Below are 22094 nucleotides of genomic sequence, written 5' to 3'. Positions count from 1 at the left end.
CGGCTGATCACGAAATGGGGGGACATCTTACATGAAGAAAATCTATCCAAATGCCGCCGAGGCCCTAGATGGGCTTTTGTTTGACGGCATGTTTATTGCAGCCGGGGGGTTTGGGCTGTGCGGTATTCCAGAGCTACTGCTTGGTGCCATCAAAGACGCCGGAACCAAGGACCTGACCTTTGCAAGCAATAACGCTGGTGTAGATGATTTTGGCATCGGCATCCTATTGCAGACCCGCCAAGTCAAAAAGATGATCAGCTCTTATGTCGGTGAGAACGCAGAATTCATGCGTCAGTATCTGTCTGGCGAGCTCGAGCTAGAATTCAATCCCCAAGGTACATTGGCCGAGCGTATGCGCGCTGGCGGCTGTGGCATCCCCGGTTTCTATACAAAGACCGGCGTCGGCACAGTGATCGCCGAAGGCAAGGAACACAAAGACTTCAACGGCGAAACCTACATCATGGAAGAAGGCATCTTTACCGATCTGGCCATTGTGAAGGCTTGGAAAGCGGATGAGACAGGCAACCTGATCTTCCGCAAGACCGCGCGCAATTTTAACCCACCCGCCGCGATGTGCGGCAAGACATGTGTTGTCGAGGTCGAAGAGATCGTACCTACGGGTTCTCTCGATCCTGACCATATCCACCTGCCCGGCATCTATGTGCATCGCATTATTCAAGGTGATCACGAGAAACGGATTGAACAGCGCACGACACGCAAGCGGGAGGAAGCATAATGCCTTGGGATCGGAATCAGATGGCCGCACGCGCAGCCGAGGAACTACAAGACGGCTGGTACGTGAACCTTGGGATCGGCATCCCGACACTTGTTGCAAACTATGTCGGCGACAAAGACATTACGCTTCAGTCTGAAAACGGCATGCTGGGCATGGGCCCCTTCCCGTTTGAAGGCGACGAAGACCCCGACCTGATTAACGCGGGCAAGCAAACGATCACCGAACTAAACCGCACGGCCTATTTCGATAGCGCCACATCATTCGGCATGATCCGAGGTGGTAAGATCGCTGCCGCGATTCTTGGTGCAATGGAAGTTGCTGAAAACGGTGACCTTGCGAACTGGATGATTCCCGGCAAGCTCGTCAAAGGTATGGGCGGTGCGATGGATTTGGTGGCAGGCGTCGGTCGTGTGATCGTTGTTATGGACCACACCAACAAACATGGTGACAGCAAGCTTCTTAAGGAATGCACCCTTCCGCTGACAGGTAAAGCAGTGGTTGATCGGATCATCACCAACCTTGGCGTGCTTGATGTCGTCGAAGGTGGGCTAAAGATCGTTGAATGCGCGGACGGCGTAACCGAGGAAGAACTGCGCGCCGCAACCGAGGCAACCATCGTATAATATAGTCAGAGGCGTCTACATTATATAGACGCCTCTAAACGCTAAATTCCGTTGACGTTAAAAACACAGCCATCTGTGATCAATTCAGGTGGCGTGCGGCATAGGCCCTTGGCAACTTGCCACGCAGCCAGAACCTTTGGCACATAGGCACGTGTTTCCGAGAATGGCGGCACACCCGCATGCCGGCGTACGTTACCCTCACCTGCGTTATACCCAGCCAGCACGAGCACAGGATCATTTCCAAATTCATTTAGCAGCCAGTCAAGATAGGCGACGCCGCCTTTGATATTGTCGGCAGCGTCAGTCCTGTCTGTCACACCAAACCGAGTTGCCGTCGCGGGCATGAGCTGCATTAAACCAGTGGCACCTGCACTACTCACCGCGTCAGTTCTTCCTGCGCTCTCAACGGAAATCACTGCGAGGACAAGCGCCGGAGACACATCAGTACCAACCGTCTCCTTGAGAATCGCAAGCCCGTGCGCATTTGCGATGTTTTGGAGGCTTTGCAAACGAGGAGCTGACACGCCTTTTCCAGCTGGCGGGTTATTAATTTGGTGCATCGCACGTTCTAAGCGCGCTGGCGACGAATCTGAAATGCCATAGGACACACCCTCCCAAAACCATTCAGCACCCGACACTGGCGGGGTAACGATAGGTGCGGACACAACCTCTGGCTCCGGTTCATCCGAATAAACGGGGCCCAGTCGCGGCGCGTTGGGGTCAATCTGCACGTTAATACGACTACCCGCCCCGCTTGAAGGCACCGCTACACGCCGAAAAGTGAAATCTGGCTGCAGTCGCTCTACCTCAGCCATGGCCGGAATCGCGCTAACGAGTAAAGCTAAAGCCATAAAAAATGGAATCTTCCGATTCATTATCCGTCCTGCCCGTCGTTTTTTCTGAAACTGACCATGGCAGAAAACCGCCAAAACGCCAGATTCATGGGAACAATTACGTCATTTTTGGCCGATTACAGACCTATTCGCAACGCAAGCAACATATCGAGAAAAGTTAATACGAATAAAAAACACATATTTACAATAAGTTATAAGATTCTTTGCAAAAAATGCTGCTCGTGCACAAAAAGAACGAAACGCGTCAAACTACCGCCCCAATCCACAGGCTATATAGGCTCATCCAAGACAGGGGCTCAGCTAAACAACTTAGCTCTGCTGGCCTGGCGAGGAACGAAATGAACACTAGTGATACCCTGAGGAGGGAATTAAATGCTTAACTTTATCAAAAACTTCCGCAACGACGAAGACGGTGCTGTAACAGTTGACTTCGTAGTTCTGACTGCTGCGATCGTTATCTTGGGTCTGGCTGTTGGTACAGCTGTATCTCGTGGCGCAGAAGGTCTTGCGAACGAAATCGAAACTGCTCTGGACAACATGAACCCATAAGCAGTCGAAGGTCGCCGCACTTAGCGCTGCGACAAGCTTTTATCTACTTCGTAGATGTGAAACGCACCGTGAACTCACGGTGCGTTTTTACTTTAATAACAATGCGCAAGGCAAAAAAAGGCACTTAGAAAATCAAAAAATTGCCACATTCACGCGCTACAAAGTCACAACCGACAAACACTACGCAAAGATGCGGAGTGACTAAATGGGAGGCGTACAAGGCCTCCGGGAGAAACCAAAATGATGCAACGCCTAGCAAACTTCAAAAATGACGAAGATGGAGCAGTGACAGTCGACTTTGTGGTACTTTCCGCTGCTATCGTAATGCTAGGTTTTACTGCGGTAACGACCTTTTCACCCGCCACCACCGGGTTAGCGAACGACATCGAAGGCCGCCTAGATAACCAAGACCCATAAGCGGGATGCGCTTAATTGTGTGCCCATATAGCACATTGAGACTAGAGAGTGTGGTTGGGGTACTTGGACGCATTGTAAATCATCTTCTGATTGGTCTAAATTTGGCTGATACAAATAAGCCCATCTCGTTCAGTTAATTGGGTCAAAAATTCTACTCTATACGCATGGAGTAGGTCGAAATCAGAGGATACTAATATGCGCGGAGTTTTTGGATTGGTTCTTTTAGTCGGCATGGCCCTTGCCGGCTTTGCTGTTTATATGGTGAACCAACAAATCGAGAAAACGAACACTGAACTAGCCCGCGCTCAACAGCAACGCGATGGCGCTGTAAAAACCGTCGATGTTTATTCGCCCAACCGCTCCTTTACCTATGGCGAGGTACTGACTGCAGACGATGTCACCTTGATAAAATACGCAGTTGACTATTTACCTGAAGGCGTCGTTCGCAGCGAAGAAGTCCTCTTTCCGCCTGAGCAGCCTGCCAAATCACGCGTAGTCATTCTACCAATCCTGCCAAATGAGCCTTTGATGGAAAGCAAACTTGCGCCCCCCGGGGCCAGCCGCGGTCTGACAGCTCTGGTTGCTCCCGGCATGCGAGCTTTCCCCATTCAAGGCCGTGTTACAGGTGGGTTTGGCACTCTTCGTCCGAATGATCGAATCGACCTTTATTGGACTGGCCGCTTAAGCAACGGAAGAGAAGTGACCAATTTGCTCAAGTCCAGCCTTCAAATCATCGCGGTCCCAGATGAGGAAGGCGGACGCACAGGCATCAACAATGTAATCGTTCAAGTTACCCCGCAAGAGGTAGCGATTCTTACGCAAGCACAAGCTAGTGGCTCACTCACAATTTCTCTAGTCGGCTCGGGCGACACCGCTGCGGTCTCTTCGGAAATCACTGTAGATACGCAGGCCGTGACCGGCGAAGTGATACAGGAAGTGATTATCGAGGAAAAAGAAGAGGCGCCTGAGATTTGCTACAGGTATGAACGCCGCGGTACAGAACGCGTTCAGGTTGAGACACCTTGTGACTAATCTGAGAAGCTAAACTGGCCCAGTCATTGATAAAAGCGCCGAGTATTCCATCGGCGCTTTTTTGCATCTCAGGATAGTGTTGCGCTTTACCCACATTCGCTTCACCGTCCAACCTATTGATTATTGCAATAAATGCCTAGCTGACGCATGGTCAGAAAATCATGGGCACGAAGACCCTAGCAACGAGGCGTGATCGGAGAGGCAGGTCACTTATGAAGTATGACAGATTTATCAAAGCCGCACTTACAGGCTTGACGTTGTCGCTAGCAGCGGCAGCACCAACTATGGCACCGGCCGAAACGTTGCGCGTACTGCGCGGCGCGGCGTCCAGTGCACTTAGCGTCCCGATGAACCGGGCCGTCGTCGTGGAAAGCGATGTTCCATTTACGGAACTGTCTATCGCTAACCCCGGCATTGCAGACATCTCATCTTTGTCCGATCGAACGATCTATGTGCTTGGCAAAGAGCCAGGCCGCACTACCCTGACCCTTTTGGGGGCAGACGGTCGCTTGATAACCAATGTTGAGATCCATGTCTCACCTGACATGGCAGAATTCAAAGAGCGGCTAACACAAATTCTTCCGGGCGAAAACATTGAAGTACGCACCGCAAACGACGGTATCGTTCTTTCTGGTCAAGTTAGTTCAATCGCTCGCTTAGAGCGCGCACTCGAGCTGGCGCAACGGTATGCGCCAGATCGCGTATCTAACCTGATGGTTGTCGGCGGTACGCAGCAAGTTATGCTCCAAGTGCGTTTTGCCGAAATGCAACGTTCTGTACGTAAATCTCTCGGTGCACAGTTTGGCGTAAGTGGGACTACCGGCGGAACAACAATTTCTGGCGGCACGACTACTTCAAGTGGCGGCAGCAATGGAGCTGTGACTTTTGGGTTTGGCGCGGGAAGTATGAACGTCAACCTCATGATCGAGGCCCTAGAAACGCGTGGGGTTGTCCGGACTCTGGCAGAACCTAACCTAACTGCACTTAGCGGCCAAGAAGCGAGCTTTCTCGCAGGTGGCGAGTACCCTGTTCCGGTGGCGCAAGACGAGAACACCATAACGGTTGAATTTAAGCCATTTGGCGTTGAGTTACTGTTTGTTCCTACCGTAATTGACGATGATATCATTAACTTGGAACTGGCTGCTGCGGTGTCATCCGTAGACACAACCAACGCGTTTACTAGTGGGGCTGGCCTATCGATCAACGCATTCCAGCGTCGCGAAACAAAGACCACCGTGGAAATGCGTGATGGCGAAAGCTTTGCCATTGCAGGGCTATTGCAAGACGACTTTAACGACTTGAGCGAACAAGTGCCTTGGGTGGGGGATATCCCTGTATTAGGTGCCCTGTTCCGTAGCGCGGCATATGAGCGTGAGCAAACAGAACTCGTAATCATTGTTACACCGCACCTCGTTTCGCCAACGCGTGGAGCAGCGCTGTCGCTACCAACTGATCGTGTGCGCCTTCCAAGCGAATCCGATCTGTTCCTACTTGGCAAAACAACTGCTGGCACTCAGATCCCTGGTGGGGCCGGTGAAGTAGCGCGTCAGGACTTTAGCGGTTCTTACGGCTACGTCATGGACGAATGAATTGGAGCACAGGTCAATGAAACAACTTATGACAACAGCAATGGCTGCTGCTCTTCTCGCTGGTTGCTCTACAACCGCAGATGACTTCTCGCAGCTACAATATGAAGCAGGCGCAGTAATCGACAGCGGCGAATTCGGCAATGCGACGATGAACAACGTCATGGTTCAGTCTGCGCAGGAAGATTATCGTGTCAATTTGGCGCGCCGCTTCGCCTCAGAAATTGACTCGACAGTTACCTTTGCGTTCAACTCGAGCCAACTTGATGCTGACGCGCGTCAGATTTTGACACGCCAAGCAGACTGGATTCGCCAGTTCCCTGAAGTCCGCTTCCGGGTTTATGGACATACTGATCTAGTCGGTAGCCAAGCGTACAACCGTCGCCTTGGTTTGCGCCGGGCACAAGCCGTAGTTGCCTTCCTGACATCACAGGGCATCGACCGTAGTCGCTTGGAAGCGGTCGCTTCTTTCGGTGAGACTCAGCCATTGATCGCAACCAACGATCGTGAGCGCCGTAATCGCCGAACCGTCACAGAAGTGTCTGGCTTTGTCGCAAGCGAACCGATGGTTCTCGAAGGAAAATACGCTGAAGTGATCTACCGAGAGTATGTCGCTAGCGCTATTCGTGTGACTGCGATTGAAGGTGGCTCCACAGGCGAATAACAGCCGACAAAGATTGTGTTCACGCCAGCCAATGATTGGCGTGAACACCGCAGTTTGAGCCAAGCTTGTGCAACATTCCCTGAATATTCGCCCTTTTGGTCCAAATCTCGACACGATTACCCCCCACTAATATCTGAATACGAGTGCGTCACTGGCTAGTTGCGGACAGTATATTCCATTGCTCTGGCGCTGCCTGCCAACAGCAGATTAAAATGGAATCACAAGAGTGATGAGGACGACAAAGAATGACCGATACGACGGCCGTACAGCACGATGCCCCACCAATTGTCGCGTGCACGATCAGCCGAGATGTACAGATTTTTGATCTACTAATCGAAGACATGGAAGCCGCACTAGGCGATGCCTGGGGTGATCTTAGCTTTGAGGACGCGGTCGCGTTCCTTGGCCAAAAAGAAGCTCGGAGTCTGCAATTCGTCACTATTGCAATGGATGCCAACGACGAAGACAACTTGCCGCTAGTCTCAGAGGTGATTGCTGTCGCAAAAGGCGCGGGAATAAAAGTTATCCTTATCGCTGAAGACGTTAGCCCAACGGCGCTACACCAATTGTTGCGTGAAGGTGGTGATGAATTCGTCCCCTACCCTCTCCCTGAAAACGAACTCGCGCGCGCGATCGAACGGGTTTTGACCGCTAAGGCAACGCCAGAGCCCACTGACGGTGAGAAGAAATTCAACGCAACTGGTGACCGATCCGGCGTAGTGATTCCAGTCCACGGACTGGCAGGTGGTACTGGTGCGACTATGATGGCCGTGAACCTCGCTTGGGAGTTGGTCAACATCGATAAAGATGAACCACCTAAAGTCTGCTTGATTGACCTGGATTTCCAGTTCGGTTCCGTATCGACATATCTTGATCTCCCCCGACGGGAAGCCATTCTAGAAATGCTGACAGATACCGAATCGATGGATTCGGAAGCATTTATGCAGTCGCTTCTTACTTACGAAGAACGTCTGCATGTCCTGACTGCTCCGACAGACATGATTCCGCTTGATATGATAACGCCCGAAGATATCGGACGCGTAATCGAAATAGCTCGCGTCAACTTTGACTACGTCGTGATCGACATGCCTTCCACGATGGTTGAATGGTCACAGACTGTTTTGGAAATGGCGCACATCTATTTTGCGATGATCGAATTGGATATGCGTTCAGCGCAGAACACTTTGCGTCTTAAACGTGCGCTACAGTCAGAAGATCTTCCATTCGATAAAATTCGTTTCATCTTGAACAGGGCACCGGGCTTCACCGACCTAAACGGCAAAAGCCGTGTTAAAAGGCTGGCCGATAGCTTGGGCATTTCTATTGACCTGCTGATGCCAGACGGCGGGAAGCCAGTGATGCAAGCATGTGACCACGGCGCCCCAATGGCGGCTACAATTGCCAAAAATCCCCTCCGCAAAGAAATTACCAAACTTGCGAAATCAATGCATGACGTCAACCAAGCCGACGCAGAAGCCAGAGCTTAAGAGGCAGTACTATGTTTTCGAAATATAAAAAGCCAAACGCCCCCAAGGATACGCCAGCTGCCGCAGCTAGCCGGCCCAAAGTAGCGGTTACGCCAGCTACTGCTCCAAAGGTGGATGAAGCCCGTAAATCTTTGATGAAGGCGATGCCAGAGAAACGCGCGGCTGAACCGGGTACTGTAGATAAAGAGAAGCGCCGCAAAGAACGTTTGAGCGAAATCAAGCTAGAGCTTCACAAGGCACTACTCGACAACCTTAACCTAGCCGCGCTGGAAACTGCATCCGAACAAGAACTTCGTAACGAAATTAACGCGATTGCGAATGAGACGCTTGAAGATATGGGCATCGTCCTCAACAGGGACGAGCGCCAAACACTTAGTCAAGATTTGTTCTTCGAAGTTACCGGTCTTGGACCGCTAGAGACGCTTCTGAAAGACGAAACGGTCAACGATATTCTGGTAAATGGTCCACAACAGATCTTTGTGGAACGTGACGGTAAGCTGCAGCTAACTGACGTTACCTTTAAAGACGAAAAACACCTTCTACGTATTATCGACAAGATCGTTTCAGCAGTTGGTCGTCGTGTTGACGAAAGTAACCCCTACGTCGATGCTCGCCTGGCGGACGGCTCACGTTTCAACGCCATGGTTCCACCAATTGCGGTTGACGGTAGCCTTGTTTCAATTCGTAAGTTTAAGAAAGATAAGCTGGGAATCGAAGAGCTGGTTAAGTTCGGTGCCTTTACCGAAGAAATGGCTGCATACCTGCAAGCCGCAGTTTCGACGCGTCTAAATGTTATCGTTTCCGGCGGTACGGGTTCCGGTAAGACGACAACTTTGAACGCCCTATCTGGCTTTATCGACGACGCCGAACGCATCCTAACAATCGAGGATACGGCGGAACTTCAGCTACAACAGACACACGTCGGCCGGATGGAAAGCCGCCCACCCAACGTAGAAGGCAAAGGCGGCGTATCACAGCGTGACTGTTTGAAAAACGCGCTGCGTATGCGTCCAGACCGCATTATTGTGGGGGAAACGCGTGGCGAAGAAGTTATCGACATGTTGCAGGCCATGAACACTGGCCACGATGGGTCAATGACTACGATCCACGCTAACAGTGCGCGTGATGGTGTATCTCGTCTGGAAAACATGATCGCGATGGCTGGTATCGAAATGCCCATCAAAGCGATGAGAAGCCAAATCTCTTCGGCTGTGAACTTGATTGTGCAAGCGTCACGCCTTCAGGATGGTTCGCGCCGCATGACTTCGATCACCGAGATCACAGGTATGGAAGGCGACGTCATCTCGATGCAGGAAATCTTCCGCTATCAGCGTGTTGGTTTGACCCCTGACAACAAGATCATCGGCCACTTTACTGCCACAGGTGTACGTAGCCACTTCTCAGAACGCTTTAAACTTTGGGGATATGATCTGCCACCTGCGATCTTTGAACCAATGGTTGCGGAGTAATATCCAATGATTTCTGCAGCACCAATTATCTATATCCTGATCTTTGTCGCCGTCGTTGCGATGGTTCAGGGTTTCTACCTCGTGATTTTCGGCAAATCGATCAGCATGGACGGCAAAGTAAACCGCCGTCTTGAAATGCTTGATAAAGGCGGAAGCCGTGAGCAAGTTCTGGAACAGCTGCGCAAAGAAATGACGCAGCACATGCGTTCGCAAAGTATTCCGATCTACTCGATCCTTGCGGATAAGGCACAAAAAGCAAACATCGTTTTCACTCCTCCACAAATCTTGATGTTGATGGGCGTAGTGAGTTTTGTTGCATTCTTGATGCTGACCGTGCTTACTCAGCTCGGTGGATCTGTACGTATCGCGGTCGCAATCCTGATGGGCGTTGGTGGTGTATATGTATGGATCAGCCGCAAAGCGAAAAAACGTATGGCGATGATTGGCGAACAGTTGCCCGAAGCGGTCGAGCTTATGGTTCGTTCACTACGCGTTGGGCACCCTTTTTCTAACTCCCTGCAAATCGTATCCAACGAAATCGCAGACCCGCTTGGAACGGAATTCGGGATGATCTCGGATGAGGCCGCCTATGGCCGAGACATGGGCGAGACACTCAAAGCGATGGCAGAACGTCTAGACAACCAAGATATGCGTTTCTTGGCGGTGGCTGTGACCATCCAACAAACATCAGGCGGTAACTTGGCAGAAATCTTGGACGGCCTAGCGAAGGTTATCCGAGCACGCTTCCGTCTGTTTCGCCGCGTGAACGCGATTACAGCCGAAGCAAAATGGTCCGGCAACCTATTGTCTATATTTCCAGTTCTTGCGTTAATCTTGATTACTTTGGTCAAACCAGACTATTTTGACGAAGTGATGGAAAGTTCAGTCTTTATACCGGCCTGTTTCGTCATCGGAGGCTTTCTCGTTCTAAACGTAGTCGTAATGCGCGCACTTGTAGACATTAAGGTCTAAGGAAAACCAAATGGAAGCTATTCAAGAAACACTTACACAATTCCTTGGGCCATATGCGCTACTCATTCTTGTCGGGCTCGTAGGCTTTTTTCTCGTATTGATCGCGCTTCCAGTTCTCTTGAAAAAGGAAGAAGATCCACTTGATCGCCTAAAAGCAAATAATCGACAGCCTGAAAAGAAGACAGCAAAAGGTGAAAAGCTTCGTTCGGCGAGCAGTAAGGACAAGCTAGAGAAATATTCTAGCTTCCTAGAGCCCCAAAACGAAGACGAGTATTCTGCAGTTAAACTCAAATTGCTGCAAGCCGGCTACCGAGGCAAAAATGCGGTACGTACATATAACTTCCTCCAGTTTACGCTAGGCTTACTGGGGCTGGCACTGGGCGGGATTTACGCGATATTCAAGATGTCGCAAGGCGACGTTACAACGCAGGACCTAGTGCTGATGATTATGGTTCCGGGCGGCGTTGGTTATATGCTCCCCAAATACTGGGTCACGCGCCGTCAAGCTGTCCGTCAAGAAGCAATCGAAAACGGTTTTCCTGATGCACTAGACTTGATGCTTGTTTGCGTGGAAGCAGGTCAATCGATGGATCAAGCTATTATGCGTGTTTCTAAGGAACTTCGTTCTGGTTTTCCTGACATTTCGGACGAATTTGAGATGGTCGGCCAGGAAACAAAAGCGGGTAAAGACAAAACCACCGTTTTGAAGGACATGGCCGAACGCTGCGGTGTTCAAGATATCACAAGTTTCGTGACGGTCCTTATCCAGTCGCAGCAGTTTGGTACGTCGATCTCTGATGCGCTACGTGTCTATTCACTGGAGATGCGTGACAAACGCGTCATGCGAGCAGAAGAAAAGGCAAACAAGCTGCCAACGAAAATGACATTGGCGACGATGATGTTGACCGTTCCACCATTGATGGCCATTCTGATTGGCCCCTCTATTTATGCTATTGCAACGAACCTTGGTTAACCTCGGACGGCGGAGGCCAAAAGCCCACGCTTGGCTTTTGATCGTTACCCTGTCTGCTTGTTCTGCAGGTGGAATCGATTTGACGGCTGACGGTGTTTATGCGCCTGGAGTCGCAGGAGAAAGCAACGCAGACGGTCTTATTGTTGGCCACCGTCTTATGGCCGCCGGTGAATATGAGCTCGCGCTTAAAGCCTACAATCGCGCGGCATTTCAGCAGGGGCTCAACGTCGACACGATGTCTGCAATTGGCTCCGCCAACCTGAACCTCGGGCGACTTGGCCAAGCTGAGCGTTGGCTGCGTTTGGCAGTTGAAAAGGACGCTGAGTTCCCTCCAGCATGGAACAACTTAGGTGTCGTGCTCATGGAAAAGGGTGCTGTTGCAGAAGCGAGTGAGGTTTTTCGTCGTGCATATGCCGCAGATAACGGAGATTCGGACGAAATCCGCGACAACTTGCGCTTAGCGCTCGCAATGTTGGAAAACTCGGACAATAATGTGCTACAAGAGGATCAGAACTTTAATCTGATCCGACGTGGTGCCGGCGATTTCGTATTGATGTCGGACCTCTAAGGTAGAGCAGCAAAAGGACGCACAAACATGCGCCACCCAATCATTATGACGCTTTGCGCGGCAACGATGCTGTTGTCAGCATGTGAAAAGTCCGGCGAAGACCAAGTCGCAGAAGCGATGAAAGACATTAATGTCGTAGATGAATCCAATCTCAACGACGTAATGCTGACTGTCGGTGATCCCAACGAAGCTGTCAGCTATTTCGCAAATGCTGTCGAAAACAACCCCGATCGGGTCGACTTACAACGCGGACTTGCGAAATCATTGATCCGTGCAAACCGTGTACCGGACGGCATTGCTGCATGGGAGACTGTAAAGGCCCATCCAGAATCAACGAGCGAAGATAGTGTTGAGCTTGCAGGCGCGCTTATCCGGGCGAGCCGTTGGGACGATGCTGCGGCAGAACTAAACACAGTTCCGCCAACCTATGAAACTTTCAAGCGGTACCGGTTTGAAGCGATGGTGGCAGATAGCCGTCAACAATGGGAAAAGGCCGACAGTTTTTACGAGACTGCCGCGGGCCTCACGACGCGCCCTGCGAGCGTCTATAACAACTGGGGTTACTCAAAACTAACACGCGGTGATTATCGCGGCGCTGAGCGTCTGTTCACCGATGCGCTACGCCACGACCCAAGCCTATTTACAGCGAAGAATAACCTCGTTCTGGCACGTGGTGCACAGCGCAAATATACGTTGCCAGTTGTACAAATGACCCAAGTTGAACGGGCACAGTTGCTTTATACGTTAGCTCTGGCTGCCATCAAACAAAACGATGTGGTCACAGGCAAAACACTGTTGGCGGACGCAATCGAAACGCATCCTCGCCATTTCGAAGAAGCCGTGCGTGCGCTGCAAGCCATCGAAAATAACGCGGTGAACTGAGGATGGGGCTCACAGCGTACGCCGCTTATTGGTTCCTGCCAGCAGTCATACCCATCGCTATTTTTGTCGCCTGGAATGACATGCGCAGCATGAAGATTCCGAATCTTGCATCTGGTGCGCTGCTGTTTAGCTACGCGATATTGGGGTTATTCGCCCTGCCCTTCGATCTCTATCTCTGGCATTGGCTCCACTTTGCTGTGGTGCTGGCCATCGGCATATTATTCTGGATGTCAGGCGTGATTGGCGGCGGGGATGTCAAGTTCATGGCGGCGGCGGCTCCCATGTTTGCGGTTGCTGATTTGCGCGACGTGATGCTGATCTATGCGTCATGCCTTCTTGCCGCGTTAGTGACCCATAGGGCCGTGAAATATAGCCCGCTGCGCAAGGTAGCACCCGACTGGATCAGTTGGGAAAAGTCTAAGTTCCCAAAGGGTCTCGCCCTTAGCGGGACTCTTTTATGTTACTTGTTGCTTGTGGCAATTTACCGCTAAAGAAGTTTCGCTTTTGGTAATGCCTTTTACAGGCACATGTTTGTTCACTATTTCGCCACAATAGGCTGCAATCTTGGTTAAGTAAGCCCGCAGTCTTTTTGCGGATTCTGAATACTTTGCGATAGGCTCGAAAGACATGAACGTGCAATCCTCCAGTGTAATGGCCCCTCCGGCGCCGCGTAGCCTCGAAGCGATGCTACTGCCAATGTCGATGATGCGGGACATCCTGATCAAGACAATGTTCCGTATGAACCTTGATCAGGTTTCACAGCTTAGCCGCGCCATTTGTTTGCCGGTGCCAGTGACACAGGAATTGGTTGACCTTGCCCGCGGCCAACTGCTTCTAGAGGCGACAGGTACGTTGAACGCGAACAGCGGCAACGAAATGGGCTATCAGCTTACTGATGCAGGCCGCGCACGTGCCCTCGATGCGCTAAGCCAATCTGAGTATTACGGCGCTATGCCGGTTCCGCTTGATATCTACCGCGAACAAATTCAGCGCCAATCTATTCGCAACATTCAGATCACACGCGAACAGCTGTCGACCGCGATGGGGCACCTTGTGTTACCACCTGATTTGCTGTCGAACCTTGGTCCAGCGGTAAGCGCTGGTCGTTCTATCCTGATGTACGGACCACCGGGTAACGGTAAATCGTCAATCTCGAACGGTATCCGTGACGCGCTGGGTGATAAGATCTATGTGCCACGAGCGATCGAATATTCGGGTCAGGTAATCACGGTTTACGATCCAATCGTACACTCTGCGGCAGAAGATGACGTCGATGATCCTAACAGTCTGCGCCGGACATCTGGCCGATTTGATACCCGCTATGTGCGCTGCGAACGCCCAACAGTTATTACCGGTGGTGAATTGTCACTGTCGATGCTCGACCTTGTCTACAACCCTACAGCCCGGACTTACCAAGCGCCTTTGCAGCTTAAGTCCACTGGCGGCATCTTCATCGTGGATGACCTTGGGCGCCAGGCCGAACCACCACAGACGCTTGTGAACCGTTGGATTGTTCCGCTCGAAGAAAACAAAGATATTCTAGCACTGCAATCGGGTGAAAAGTTCGAAGTGCCATTCGACACGCTCGTCATCTTCTCGACCAACTTCCACCCGAACGCGATCTTCGATAAAGCGGCGCTGCGTCGTATCTTCTACAAGATCAAGATTGACGGCCCACACCAAGAAGACTTCCTAAAGATTTTCGCGATGGTTGCCCGCAAACGCAAAATGCCACTTGATGAAGATACGCTCGTTCACCTACTGAACGTACGCTACCCGGAAATCGACAATGTATACGCAAACTACCAGCCGATCTTCCTGATCGACCAGATGATCTCGATCTGTGAATTCGAAGGTATTCCTAACCAAATGACACCTGAATTGATTGACCGCGCATGGGCTAACATGTTCGTCAAAGAAGAAGAGATCGTTCACTAGTGACATTTTAAATTCCCAAGCAACTGGCTTCCCTTTAACAAAAGGGAAGTCTTTTTCTTTGGGGGATAGAATGACAGACGTGATTGGAGTTGCCGGGTGCGGCCGCATGGGTCGGCCGATGCTGAAGAACCTACAAAAGGCTGGGTTCAATGCGCGCGGTTTTGACCCCTGCCCTGATGCTGGGGTTGGCACAGATATAGATGCCTTTTGCGATGGCCTTACGACCCTAATTACCGTCGTGCGTGACGCGGCCGAGACGGATGCATTGTTGTTTGACGATCAGGCTGTGGTCGCACGCGCAAAGACGCTTCGGACCATTGTCATCAGCTCTACGCTTTCCCCGAATTGCGTCAAATCACTTCGTTCCCGTATCGCTGATCGAGTCACACTGATCGACGCGCCCATGTCCGGTGCGCAGGTGCGTGCACAAGCTGGTACGCTTACATTCATGGTCGGCGGGGACCCTACCCCCATCATGCCACTGCTGCAGGCCATGGGGCAAGAAATCCACCACATGGGCGGCTATGGCGCAGGGATGACGGGTAAGGTGCTGAATAACCTTCTGGCGGCCTCTCATACAGCGATGACGCGGCTTGTGTTGGACTGGGGCGATACACAGGGCGTGGACGAGAAAAAGCTACTGGCGCTCATCGGAACGGCATCAGGGCAGAACTGGCTGGCGTCTGGATTTGACGAGATTGAATTCGCACGTGACGGGTTCAGCGATGACAACAGCATCGGCATATTGGCCAAAGATGTTGGTGCCGCACTTGATATCGCACCAGACACGAACACGGCCCTGCCCGAAGCGGTTCAAACGGCAGTCCGCCAGCTAAAACCGCGCCCCAAGCAGTAGGGTGGATTTTAATCCACCCACCGATAATTAGGCGGTTAGCCCTTCAGGCTCCTTAAGCCCATTAGCACGGCTACATGCGGTCACGGTATTGGCCAGCAAGCAGGCAATTGTCATCGGGCCAACGCCGCCGGGCACAGGCGTAATCGCACCCGCAACAGCGGCACAGCTATCGTAGTCGACGTCACCGACCAGACGTGTGCCGCCCTCAGGCTTTTCGATCCGGTTGATACCCACATCAATCACTGTGGCACCGGGTTTGACCCAATCACCGGGAATCATTTGGGGGCGTCCAACCGCAGCAACAACAATGTCTGCTTGGCGCACAACAGCGGGCAGATCTTTGGTGCGACTATGCGCAATCGTAACCGTACAGCTATCGCCCAACAGCAGTTGCGCCATCGGTTTGCCCACGATGTTGGACCGGCCAACCACAACGGCATTCAGGCCAGACAAAGAACCAAGGTGATCGCGCAGCATCATTAGGCATCCCAGCGGGGTGCATGGCACCATGCTTTTCTGTCCAGTGCCCAGCAGTCCCACGTTCGAGATATGGAAGCCATCAACATCTTTAGCGGGGTCGATACTGTTGATCACTAGGTCGCTATCCAGATGATCAGGCAACGGTAGTTGGACCAGAATACCATGAACCGCAGGATCATTGTTCAGCTGATCAATCAGCGCCAAAAGCGCTTCTTCTGATGTGTCGACGTCCAGCTTGTGTTCATAGCTGTTCATGCCGACCTCGACTGTCATCTTACCCTTTGAACGGACGTAGACTTGGCTAGCTGGGTCTTCGCCTACCAGTACCACTGCCAATCCAGGGGTGATCCCGTGGACCTCTTTCAACCGGGTTACATGTTCGGCGATTTTCCCACGTACAGTGGCGGCAAAGGCTTTTCCATCGATTACAGTTGCTGTCATTCTATCGTCTTCCCGGCAATGGTTGCGTGTGCAGGCAGCGCAGCCCTACCGCCAAATGCGGTGAGGCGCAAATACCTTGCCTATTCATCTTGAAACTAAACAGCGATTAAGTGGCGCGATGCCGGTATTCGACGCATAGGTAGCCAGAAACGCCAGCCGCTGGCCGTTAGTTTCGGATCAGAAACCTATGGCTGCCATGCGCGTTGGTCTGGCACATGTAGGCGTACGGTATCTCCAACTTTTACCCGACCTTCACGTTCGACCCACGCGGTCACTCCGCGTTTATTTTCGGCGGCAGCTTTAAATTTGCGCCCTGCCCCGGGAAAGTCGTTTTCGATCAGCTTGGCAGGCAAATTGCACGGACGGTTTTCCATATCCACGACGATTACAGACCCGTCTGGGAACTGCAGGCGCGAAGACGGCGGCAAATGCGTGAAATCGGGAATCCCCCTAACCACCAACGATGCCCCGACATAGGCCGGCTCTAGATTGTCCAATCCAATCTCTTCCGCGATCTCGGCCAGTTCTTCGGTCGAAGTAACAGACAACTGGCGAACATTGCGAATCTCTGTCCCACGCGGATGCTGGCTCACGACACGCGAACAGGATGGGCGTGTCAGCCCGCCGTGTTCTTCGCCCGGGATACCTGCAAATGTTAGCTCTGCTTCAGTTTGGCCAGAGGACTTTAGCGATGCATCACGATCAGGCACATGCCCGATCCAAACAACTTCGCCAGTGATTTCAGTGGGTTTCAGCGCGGGCATCGTGAACCTTTCATGTTTGCTTAACAGCAGGCGTAAACCACCCGAACAGTCGTTCGCAATTCATCATTTGTGAAATGAGGTATCAAGCAAAAACGCCGCCCTGTGATTGGGGCGGCGCTTTATCAGCTTATGCTGTTGGTTCAGGCTCTAGACCACCTTCTGGGGTCTGCGGCTTTTTCGGCTTAGTTTTCGGAATTGCGGTCACCGAAGACGTATCGGCCTTTGCAGCATCCCCGTCATCATCATCGTCAGCATGAGGCGGTTCACCAGCCATAACGCGTTTGATCTCAGCACCTGTCAGCGTTTCGTATTCCAACAGACCTTGGGCAAGGCGTTCGAACTCTTCATTCTTCTCAATGATGATTTCGCGGGCCCGGTCATAGCCATCTTGAATGAACTTACGGACCTCTTCTTCGATCAGTTCCTTCGTATGTGCGGACACAGACAGACCAGCAGTATTACCTTGGTAGCCTTCGTGTGCCTCAGCGTAATCGATATTGCCGATTTTGTCCGACATACCCCAACGCAGAACCATCGCACGGGCCAATTGGCTGGCCTGCTGGATATCACCGGCGGGTCCGTTGCTGACCTGATCTTCACCATATTTGATGATTTCAGCGGCCTTACCCGCCATGGTCATCGCCAAACGCTGGTGGCATTCGTCCTTGAACATGTTCAAGCGGTCCATCTCTGGCAGGCTCATCACCATGCCCAAGGCACCGCCGCGCGGGATAATCGTCGCCTTATAGACCGGGTCACATTTTGGAAGGCTGATACCCACAATCGCGTGGCCAGCTTCGTGATAGGCGGTCATTTCTTTCTGCTCAGCGGTCATGACCATCGAACGACGCTCTGCGCCCATCATGACCTTATCTTTGGCAGATTCGAAATCGATCATCGTCACAAAACGGCGGCCAACACGTGCAGCCATCAAAGCAGCTTCGTTCACGAGGTTTGCAAGGTCAGCACCAGAGAAACCTGGCGAGCCACGTGCGATAATCCGCAGATCAACATCAGGGCCCAATGGGATTTTGCGTGCGTGCACACCCAAAATCTTTTCACGGCCTTTGATATCTGGGTTTGGTACCGTGACCTGACGGTCAAAACGACCCGGACGCAAAAGCGCAGGATCAAGAACATCACGACGGTTGGTCGCCGCAACGATGATCACACCTTCGTTCGCTTCGAAACCGTCCATCTCGACCAGAAGTTGGTTCAATGTCTGTTCGCGTTCGTCGTTACCACCACCATGTCCAGCGCCACGTGCACGGCCGACGGCGTCGATCTCATCGATGAATACAATGCAGGGCGCGTTCTTTTTCGCTTGCTCGAACATGTCACGCACGCGCGACGCACCAACACCAACGAACATTTCAACAAAATCAGAACCTGAGATTGTAAAGAATGGCACGCCAGCTTCGCCTGCAATCGCACGCGCCAGAAGCGTTTTACCAGTACCTGGAGGACCAACAAGCAGCGCACCTTTTGGAATTTTACCGCCAAGACGGCTAAATTTTTGCGGGTTACGCAAGAATTCTACGATCTCTTCCAGCTCTTCTTTGGCTTCATCAATACCAGCGACATCATCAAATGTGACGCGCCCGTGCTTTTCAGTCAGCAGCTTTGCACGCGACTTGCCAAAGCCCATCGCACCGCCTTTGCCGCCGCCCTGCATGCGGTTCATGAAGTAGATCCAGACACCGATCAACAGAACGAATGGCAGCAAGCTAATTAGGAAGGATTGAAACAGTGATGTCTCTTGGCTAATCGCCGTAACCGGTACATCAGCATCAATCAAAAGGTCTGTGATTTCAGCGTCTTCGGGCTTAATCGTTGTGAAGGTCGCACCACCTGCAACATAGCGTACGTTTTCGCCGTCGATGGTAACTTCTGAGACTTGGCCGGCTTCGACTGCTTCGACAAACTGTGTATAGTTCTGGCTATTGCCACGTGTCGCAGACGGTGTGCCGCTGAAGATGTTGAAAAGTCCAAGAACCATCAAAAACAAGACGATCCAAAAGACCATATTTCGCGCGTTGCCCAAGGGGAGCTCCTTTGAAATCGGGGAATGAATGCGACAGAGTCGCGCTCAAGCGTTTCATCTAAAATAGAGGTTCAGGCCTAATCTTCAATGCCAAACGCCCTAGAATGGAAAACCGCGACAATCTGTGCGGTCCAACCATTTGAAAAACCCGCGATTGGTGCGGCAATTAAGCGGTCGCCTTGCCAAACCGACGGCGACGCCAAAAGCGAGGCACGAGGAAAGCCAGTTTCGCGCCAGTTTTCGCATTGCGCTATTCCCTTACCCAAGGCTTTGATCTCCAGACCTTCACCGGCGGAGCCCGTAAGCTGCCAACGTTTATCCCAGTGCATCTGGTCATCTGCACCCACCACAGTACACGATGTCGCTGCCGCCTCGCGGATAAGACGTGCGCCACCGTCTGGTAGGGGCAGTAGGATGCATCCGGCTAGCGTTACCTTGTGGCCGTTGCGGACCTGTTCAACACGCGCCAATAGGTTTTCAAATCTTGGACGATATGGCTTGCTCGCCACCCACGAAAATGCTGCGGCCATCACACGACGCGGTGTATCTTCTAACTCAAGGTCCAGCGCTTGAGGCGCAAAAATCAAATCACCTGCGTTCTGCCTAACATGCTTGTGTGCAAAATCATGGGCCGCTCGCTGTAGTGAAAGATGCGCAGCCTGCATGTGGTCGACCGTCTGTAGCAATCGCTTACGTGTCAGGCCCAGTGTTTCCAGCTGCGCATACATCTGCCGTGCACGAACCCGGTCAAACCGTGTGTCTTCGTTGCTCGGGTCGTCACACCATTCAATGCCTTCATCACGTAACCAATCGCGCAAGGAATCGCGTGACATGCCCAAAAGCGGACGCGCGACACGTAGCCCTTCGCGGATATCGGAACGCGCCATCCCGGTTAAGCCATCAACACCCGACCCTCGTGCAAGACGCAGCAAGAATGTCTCGACCTGATCGTCCTCTGTATGCCCCAAGAGCAGTGTTTCGATTCCGTTCTGAACCGCCCATTCCCTCATCACAGCGAACCGACCGTCACGCGCCGCAGCTTGTAGGTTACCGGACTGGTCCCAGACCCAATTCAAAATGGTGTGCGACAAGCCAAGGGCATTCGCCTGCTGCGTAACGACCTCAAGCTCATCTTTCGCTTCAGGACGCAGCCCATGATCCACTGACACGATGTGTAATCGCTGCGGATCAAGTGACCGCGCTGCCATATGCATCATTGCAATAGAATCGCCGCCACCGGATACGGCAATGCCGATTTTGCTTTGTGGGGTAATCGCGCCAAGTGTTTCAATCACCTGCGCGAATTGCGAAACAAGACTGGGCAGCTTCGCCTTTACTGACATCCCAAGTTCTGCATCGCGACCTGCGCGTCATTCACGACCGGGCTACCGGGGAAGCGCACGTTTACTTCGGCCAATGTTAGGCATGCGTCCTGCGTCTGCCCAATCGCGCCAAGCGATGCACCAAGCTTGTAAAGTGCGTTTGGTGCCTGCGCACCTTCGGGATCACCAGAAAACGATTCAAGATATGCGCGCGCGGCTGCGGTAGGTTGTTCAAGCCCTTCCAATGCTTCACCGCGCATATAGCTGGCTTGCGATGCTAGCGGGCTTCCTGGGTAGGTCGCGCCAAAGGCCTCAAGCTGGTCCACGGCGCTGCGAAAGTCACGATTAGCGAGCGCCTCCCGGGCCCGCTCAAAATCAGTTTGTTCACCAATCGCCAAGGCTGGCCCACCTGTCGCAGGCGGAAGATTCGGCGCGGGAACGTCAGCGCCATTATCAACGCCACCCAGGCTTGGCGTATCGCCAAGCTGACTGATGTCGCAGTTTGGTTCCAGCTCACAAAGACGGAATTCCAGATCACCGACGCGGTTGGTGCCATCGACAGTGATCCGGTTCACCCGAAACTCAAGCTGTTCGGTTTTTGAGGTCAAACGCTGAAGCTCTGCCTCAATCGCGTTTAGGCGGTCCAGCGGGGTGTTCCCGCTGATACCACTGTTCAATCCACCTGTGGTGGACAATTCACGGTGCAGCCGCTGCACATCAACATAAAGTGCGGTCAATTGTTGTCGTATATCGGCAAGCGTCTCGTCCTGCGCAAAGGCAGGAAGAGGTGAGAACAAAAGCGCGCAAGCAACAACGATACGGTGCAACATGAAAAGTCCTTAGGTCTTGGTTAGCTAGTAATGGCCGCGAATGAGAGAACAGTAACCGCACGGCGGTTTTTGGCATAGCATGCCTCGTTCGAGCATACCTCGATCGGGCGTAGTTTACCGTAACTGATCACTTCGAGGCGAGAAGAAGGTACGCCGCGTGATACGAGGTATTCGCGAACAGCATTGGCGCGACGCGCACCAAGTGCAAGGTTATATTCGCGTGTGCCTTGTTCGTCTGCGTGCCCTTCGATGACAGCACGATAGTCCGCGTTTGTCAGCAACCACTGAACCTGACCGTCCAAAATGCGCTGGCCTTCGGGTGTCAGTGTTGATGTGTCCACCGCGAACAACACGCGGTCGCCAATGGCTTGGCTAAAGTAGGCTGGGCTGGTCGGATCGTTTGCAGAGCCTGCAATTATGCCGCCCGCGCCGGCACCTAGCCCAACACCGGTGCCATCACCGCCAACGCCGCCAGCACCACCGCCTAGACGATCGGGGTTGGTACAGGCTGCTGTGCCCAATACCAAAAGCAGCATCGTCGCTTTTGTCATCATGTTCATTGGTTCATTTCCTGTTTTATCTGCTCGTTTTCGTCAGCATAGCATGG

The 22094-nt window shown here is 52.3% G+C and carries 23 protein-coding genes; 16 read left to right on the top strand and 7 right to left on the bottom strand.

What is annotated here, in order from left to right:
* Positions 1–31 precede the first annotated feature (31 nt).
* Both ACHUEV_RS15320 and ACHUEV_RS15315 read left to right on the top strand, forming a co-directional pair.
* Positions 32–736 carry a CoA transferase subunit A gene (locus tag ACHUEV_RS15320; protein WP_394181372.1) on the top strand — a complete coding sequence of 235 codons (705 nt, stop codon included), beginning with the start codon at positions 32–34 and terminating at the stop codon, positions 734–736.
* Complete coding sequence (locus tag ACHUEV_RS15315; RefSeq protein WP_106745632.1) at positions 736–1359, top strand: CoA transferase subunit B; 624 nt, start codon at positions 736–738, stop codon at positions 1357–1359. The genes ACHUEV_RS15320 and ACHUEV_RS15315 overlap by 1 nt, the downstream gene beginning before the upstream one ends.
* A gap of 41 nt (positions 1360–1400) precedes the next feature.
* Here the strand turns inward: ACHUEV_RS15315 and ACHUEV_RS15310 are convergent, their stop codons facing one another.
* Complete coding sequence (locus ACHUEV_RS15310; protein ID WP_394181370.1) at positions 1401–2234, bottom strand: lytic transglycosylase domain-containing protein; 834 nt, start codon at positions 2232–2234, stop codon at positions 1401–1403.
* A gap of 351 nt (positions 2235–2585) precedes the next feature.
* Here ACHUEV_RS15310 and ACHUEV_RS15305 point away from each other — a divergent pair, with 351 nt between their 5' ends.
* The 14 genes from ACHUEV_RS15305 (at position 2586) to ACHUEV_RS15240 (ending at position 15606) form a co-directional block, all read left to right on the top strand.
* Positions 2586–2762 (top strand): Flp family type IVb pilin, encoded by a 177-nt coding sequence (locus ACHUEV_RS15305; protein ID WP_394181368.1) that lies wholly within the window; start codon positions 2586–2588, stop codon positions 2760–2762.
* Between the two features lie 240 nt (positions 2763–3002).
* Positions 3003–3179, top strand: a complete 177-nt coding sequence (locus ACHUEV_RS15300; protein WP_394181366.1) for a Flp family type IVb pilin — start codon at positions 3003–3005, stop codon at positions 3177–3179.
* Between the two features lie 195 nt (positions 3180–3374).
* Positions 3375–4211 carry a Flp pilus assembly protein CpaB gene (cpaB, locus tag ACHUEV_RS15295; protein ID WP_394181364.1) on the top strand — a complete coding sequence of 279 codons (837 nt, stop codon included), beginning with the start codon at positions 3375–3377 and terminating at the stop codon, positions 4209–4211.
* A gap of 212 nt (positions 4212–4423) precedes the next feature.
* Positions 4424–5800 carry a type II and III secretion system protein family protein gene (locus ACHUEV_RS15290; RefSeq protein WP_394181362.1) on the top strand — a complete coding sequence of 459 codons (1377 nt, stop codon included), beginning with the start codon at positions 4424–4426 and terminating at the stop codon, positions 5798–5800.
* 16 nt (positions 5801–5816) lie between these two features.
* Complete coding sequence (locus ACHUEV_RS15285) at positions 5817–6461, top strand: OmpA family protein (protein ID WP_394181360.1); 645 nt, start codon at positions 5817–5819, stop codon at positions 6459–6461.
* Between the two features lie 245 nt (positions 6462–6706).
* Positions 6707–7948, top strand: a complete 1242-nt coding sequence (locus ACHUEV_RS15280; protein ID WP_394181358.1) for an AAA family ATPase — start codon at positions 6707–6709, stop codon at positions 7946–7948.
* A gap of 11 nt (positions 7949–7959) precedes the next feature.
* Entirely contained in the window at positions 7960–9417 is a 1458-nt protein-coding gene (locus ACHUEV_RS15275; RefSeq protein ID WP_394181356.1) for a CpaF family protein, read from the top strand.
* Positions 9418–9423: 6 nt separating this feature from the next.
* Positions 9424–10389: a type II secretion system F family protein gene (locus ACHUEV_RS15270; RefSeq protein WP_394181354.1), complete on the top strand. Its 966-nt coding sequence runs from the start codon at positions 9424–9426 to the stop codon at positions 10387–10389.
* Positions 10390–10399: 10 nt separating this feature from the next.
* Positions 10400–11362, top strand: a complete 963-nt coding sequence (locus ACHUEV_RS15265) for a type II secretion system F family protein (RefSeq protein ID WP_394181352.1) — start codon at positions 10400–10402, stop codon at positions 11360–11362.
* Positions 11337–11930, top strand: coding sequence for a tetratricopeptide repeat protein (locus ACHUEV_RS15260; protein ID WP_394181350.1), 594 nt, complete (start codon positions 11337–11339; stop codon positions 11928–11930). The genes ACHUEV_RS15265 and ACHUEV_RS15260 overlap by 26 nt, the downstream gene beginning before the upstream one ends.
* 27 nt (positions 11931–11957) lie before the next feature.
* A complete protein-coding gene (locus ACHUEV_RS15255) occupies positions 11958–12812 on the top strand; it encodes a tetratricopeptide repeat protein (RefSeq protein WP_394181348.1) in 855 nt (284 codons plus the stop codon).
* A gap of 2 nt (positions 12813–12814) precedes the next feature.
* The gene (locus ACHUEV_RS15250) at positions 12815–13303 is read left to right on the top strand and encodes a prepilin peptidase (RefSeq protein WP_394181346.1); all 489 of its coding nucleotides are present in this window, start codon (positions 12815–12817) and stop codon (positions 13301–13303) included.
* Between the two features lie 136 nt (positions 13304–13439).
* On the top strand, positions 13440–14750 hold the full coding sequence (locus tag ACHUEV_RS15245; RefSeq protein ID WP_394181344.1) for a P-loop NTPase family protein: 1311 nt from the start codon (positions 13440–13442) through the stop codon (positions 14748–14750).
* 70 nt (positions 14751–14820) lie between these two features.
* Positions 14821–15606: an NAD(P)-dependent oxidoreductase gene (locus ACHUEV_RS15240; protein WP_394181342.1), complete on the top strand. Its 786-nt coding sequence runs from the start codon at positions 14821–14823 to the stop codon at positions 15604–15606.
* A gap of 27 nt (positions 15607–15633) precedes the next feature.
* On the opposite strand, the gene folD is transcribed toward ACHUEV_RS15240, so the two are convergent.
* From folD to pal, 6 genes are all read right to left on the bottom strand, one after another.
* Positions 15634–16527, bottom strand: a complete 894-nt coding sequence (folD, locus tag ACHUEV_RS15235) for a bifunctional methylenetetrahydrofolate dehydrogenase/methenyltetrahydrofolate cyclohydrolase FolD (RefSeq protein ID WP_394181340.1) — start codon at positions 16525–16527, stop codon at positions 15634–15636.
* Positions 16528–16712: 185 nt separating this feature from the next.
* Entirely contained in the window at positions 16713–17291 is a 579-nt protein-coding gene (locus ACHUEV_RS15230) for an MOSC domain-containing protein (protein WP_394181338.1), read from the bottom strand.
* A 127-nt stretch (positions 17292–17418) separates the two neighbouring features.
* Positions 17419–19335, bottom strand: a complete 1917-nt coding sequence (gene ftsH / locus ACHUEV_RS15225; protein WP_394181336.1) for an ATP-dependent zinc metalloprotease FtsH — start codon at positions 19333–19335, stop codon at positions 17419–17421.
* Between the two features lie 77 nt (positions 19336–19412).
* A complete protein-coding gene (gene tilS / locus ACHUEV_RS15220) occupies positions 19413–20678 on the bottom strand; it encodes a tRNA lysidine(34) synthetase TilS (RefSeq protein ID WP_394181334.1) in 1266 nt (421 codons plus the stop codon).
* Positions 20669–21487 (bottom strand): tol-pal system protein YbgF, encoded by an 819-nt coding sequence (gene ybgF, locus ACHUEV_RS15215; protein WP_394181332.1) that lies wholly within the window; start codon positions 21485–21487, stop codon positions 20669–20671. The genes tilS and ybgF overlap by 10 nt, the downstream gene beginning before the upstream one ends.
* 20 nt (positions 21488–21507) lie before the next feature.
* Positions 21508–22047: a peptidoglycan-associated lipoprotein Pal gene (gene pal / locus ACHUEV_RS15210; protein WP_394181330.1), complete on the bottom strand. Its 540-nt coding sequence runs from the start codon at positions 22045–22047 to the stop codon at positions 21508–21510.
* Between the last annotated feature and the right edge of the window lie 47 nt (positions 22048–22094).

The organism is Yoonia maritima (assembly GCF_043641945.1).
Classification (GTDB): Bacteria; Pseudomonadota; Alphaproteobacteria; order Rhodobacterales; family Rhodobacteraceae; genus Yoonia; species Yoonia maritima_B.
This window is presented reverse-complemented; position numbering and strand designations above follow the sequence as displayed.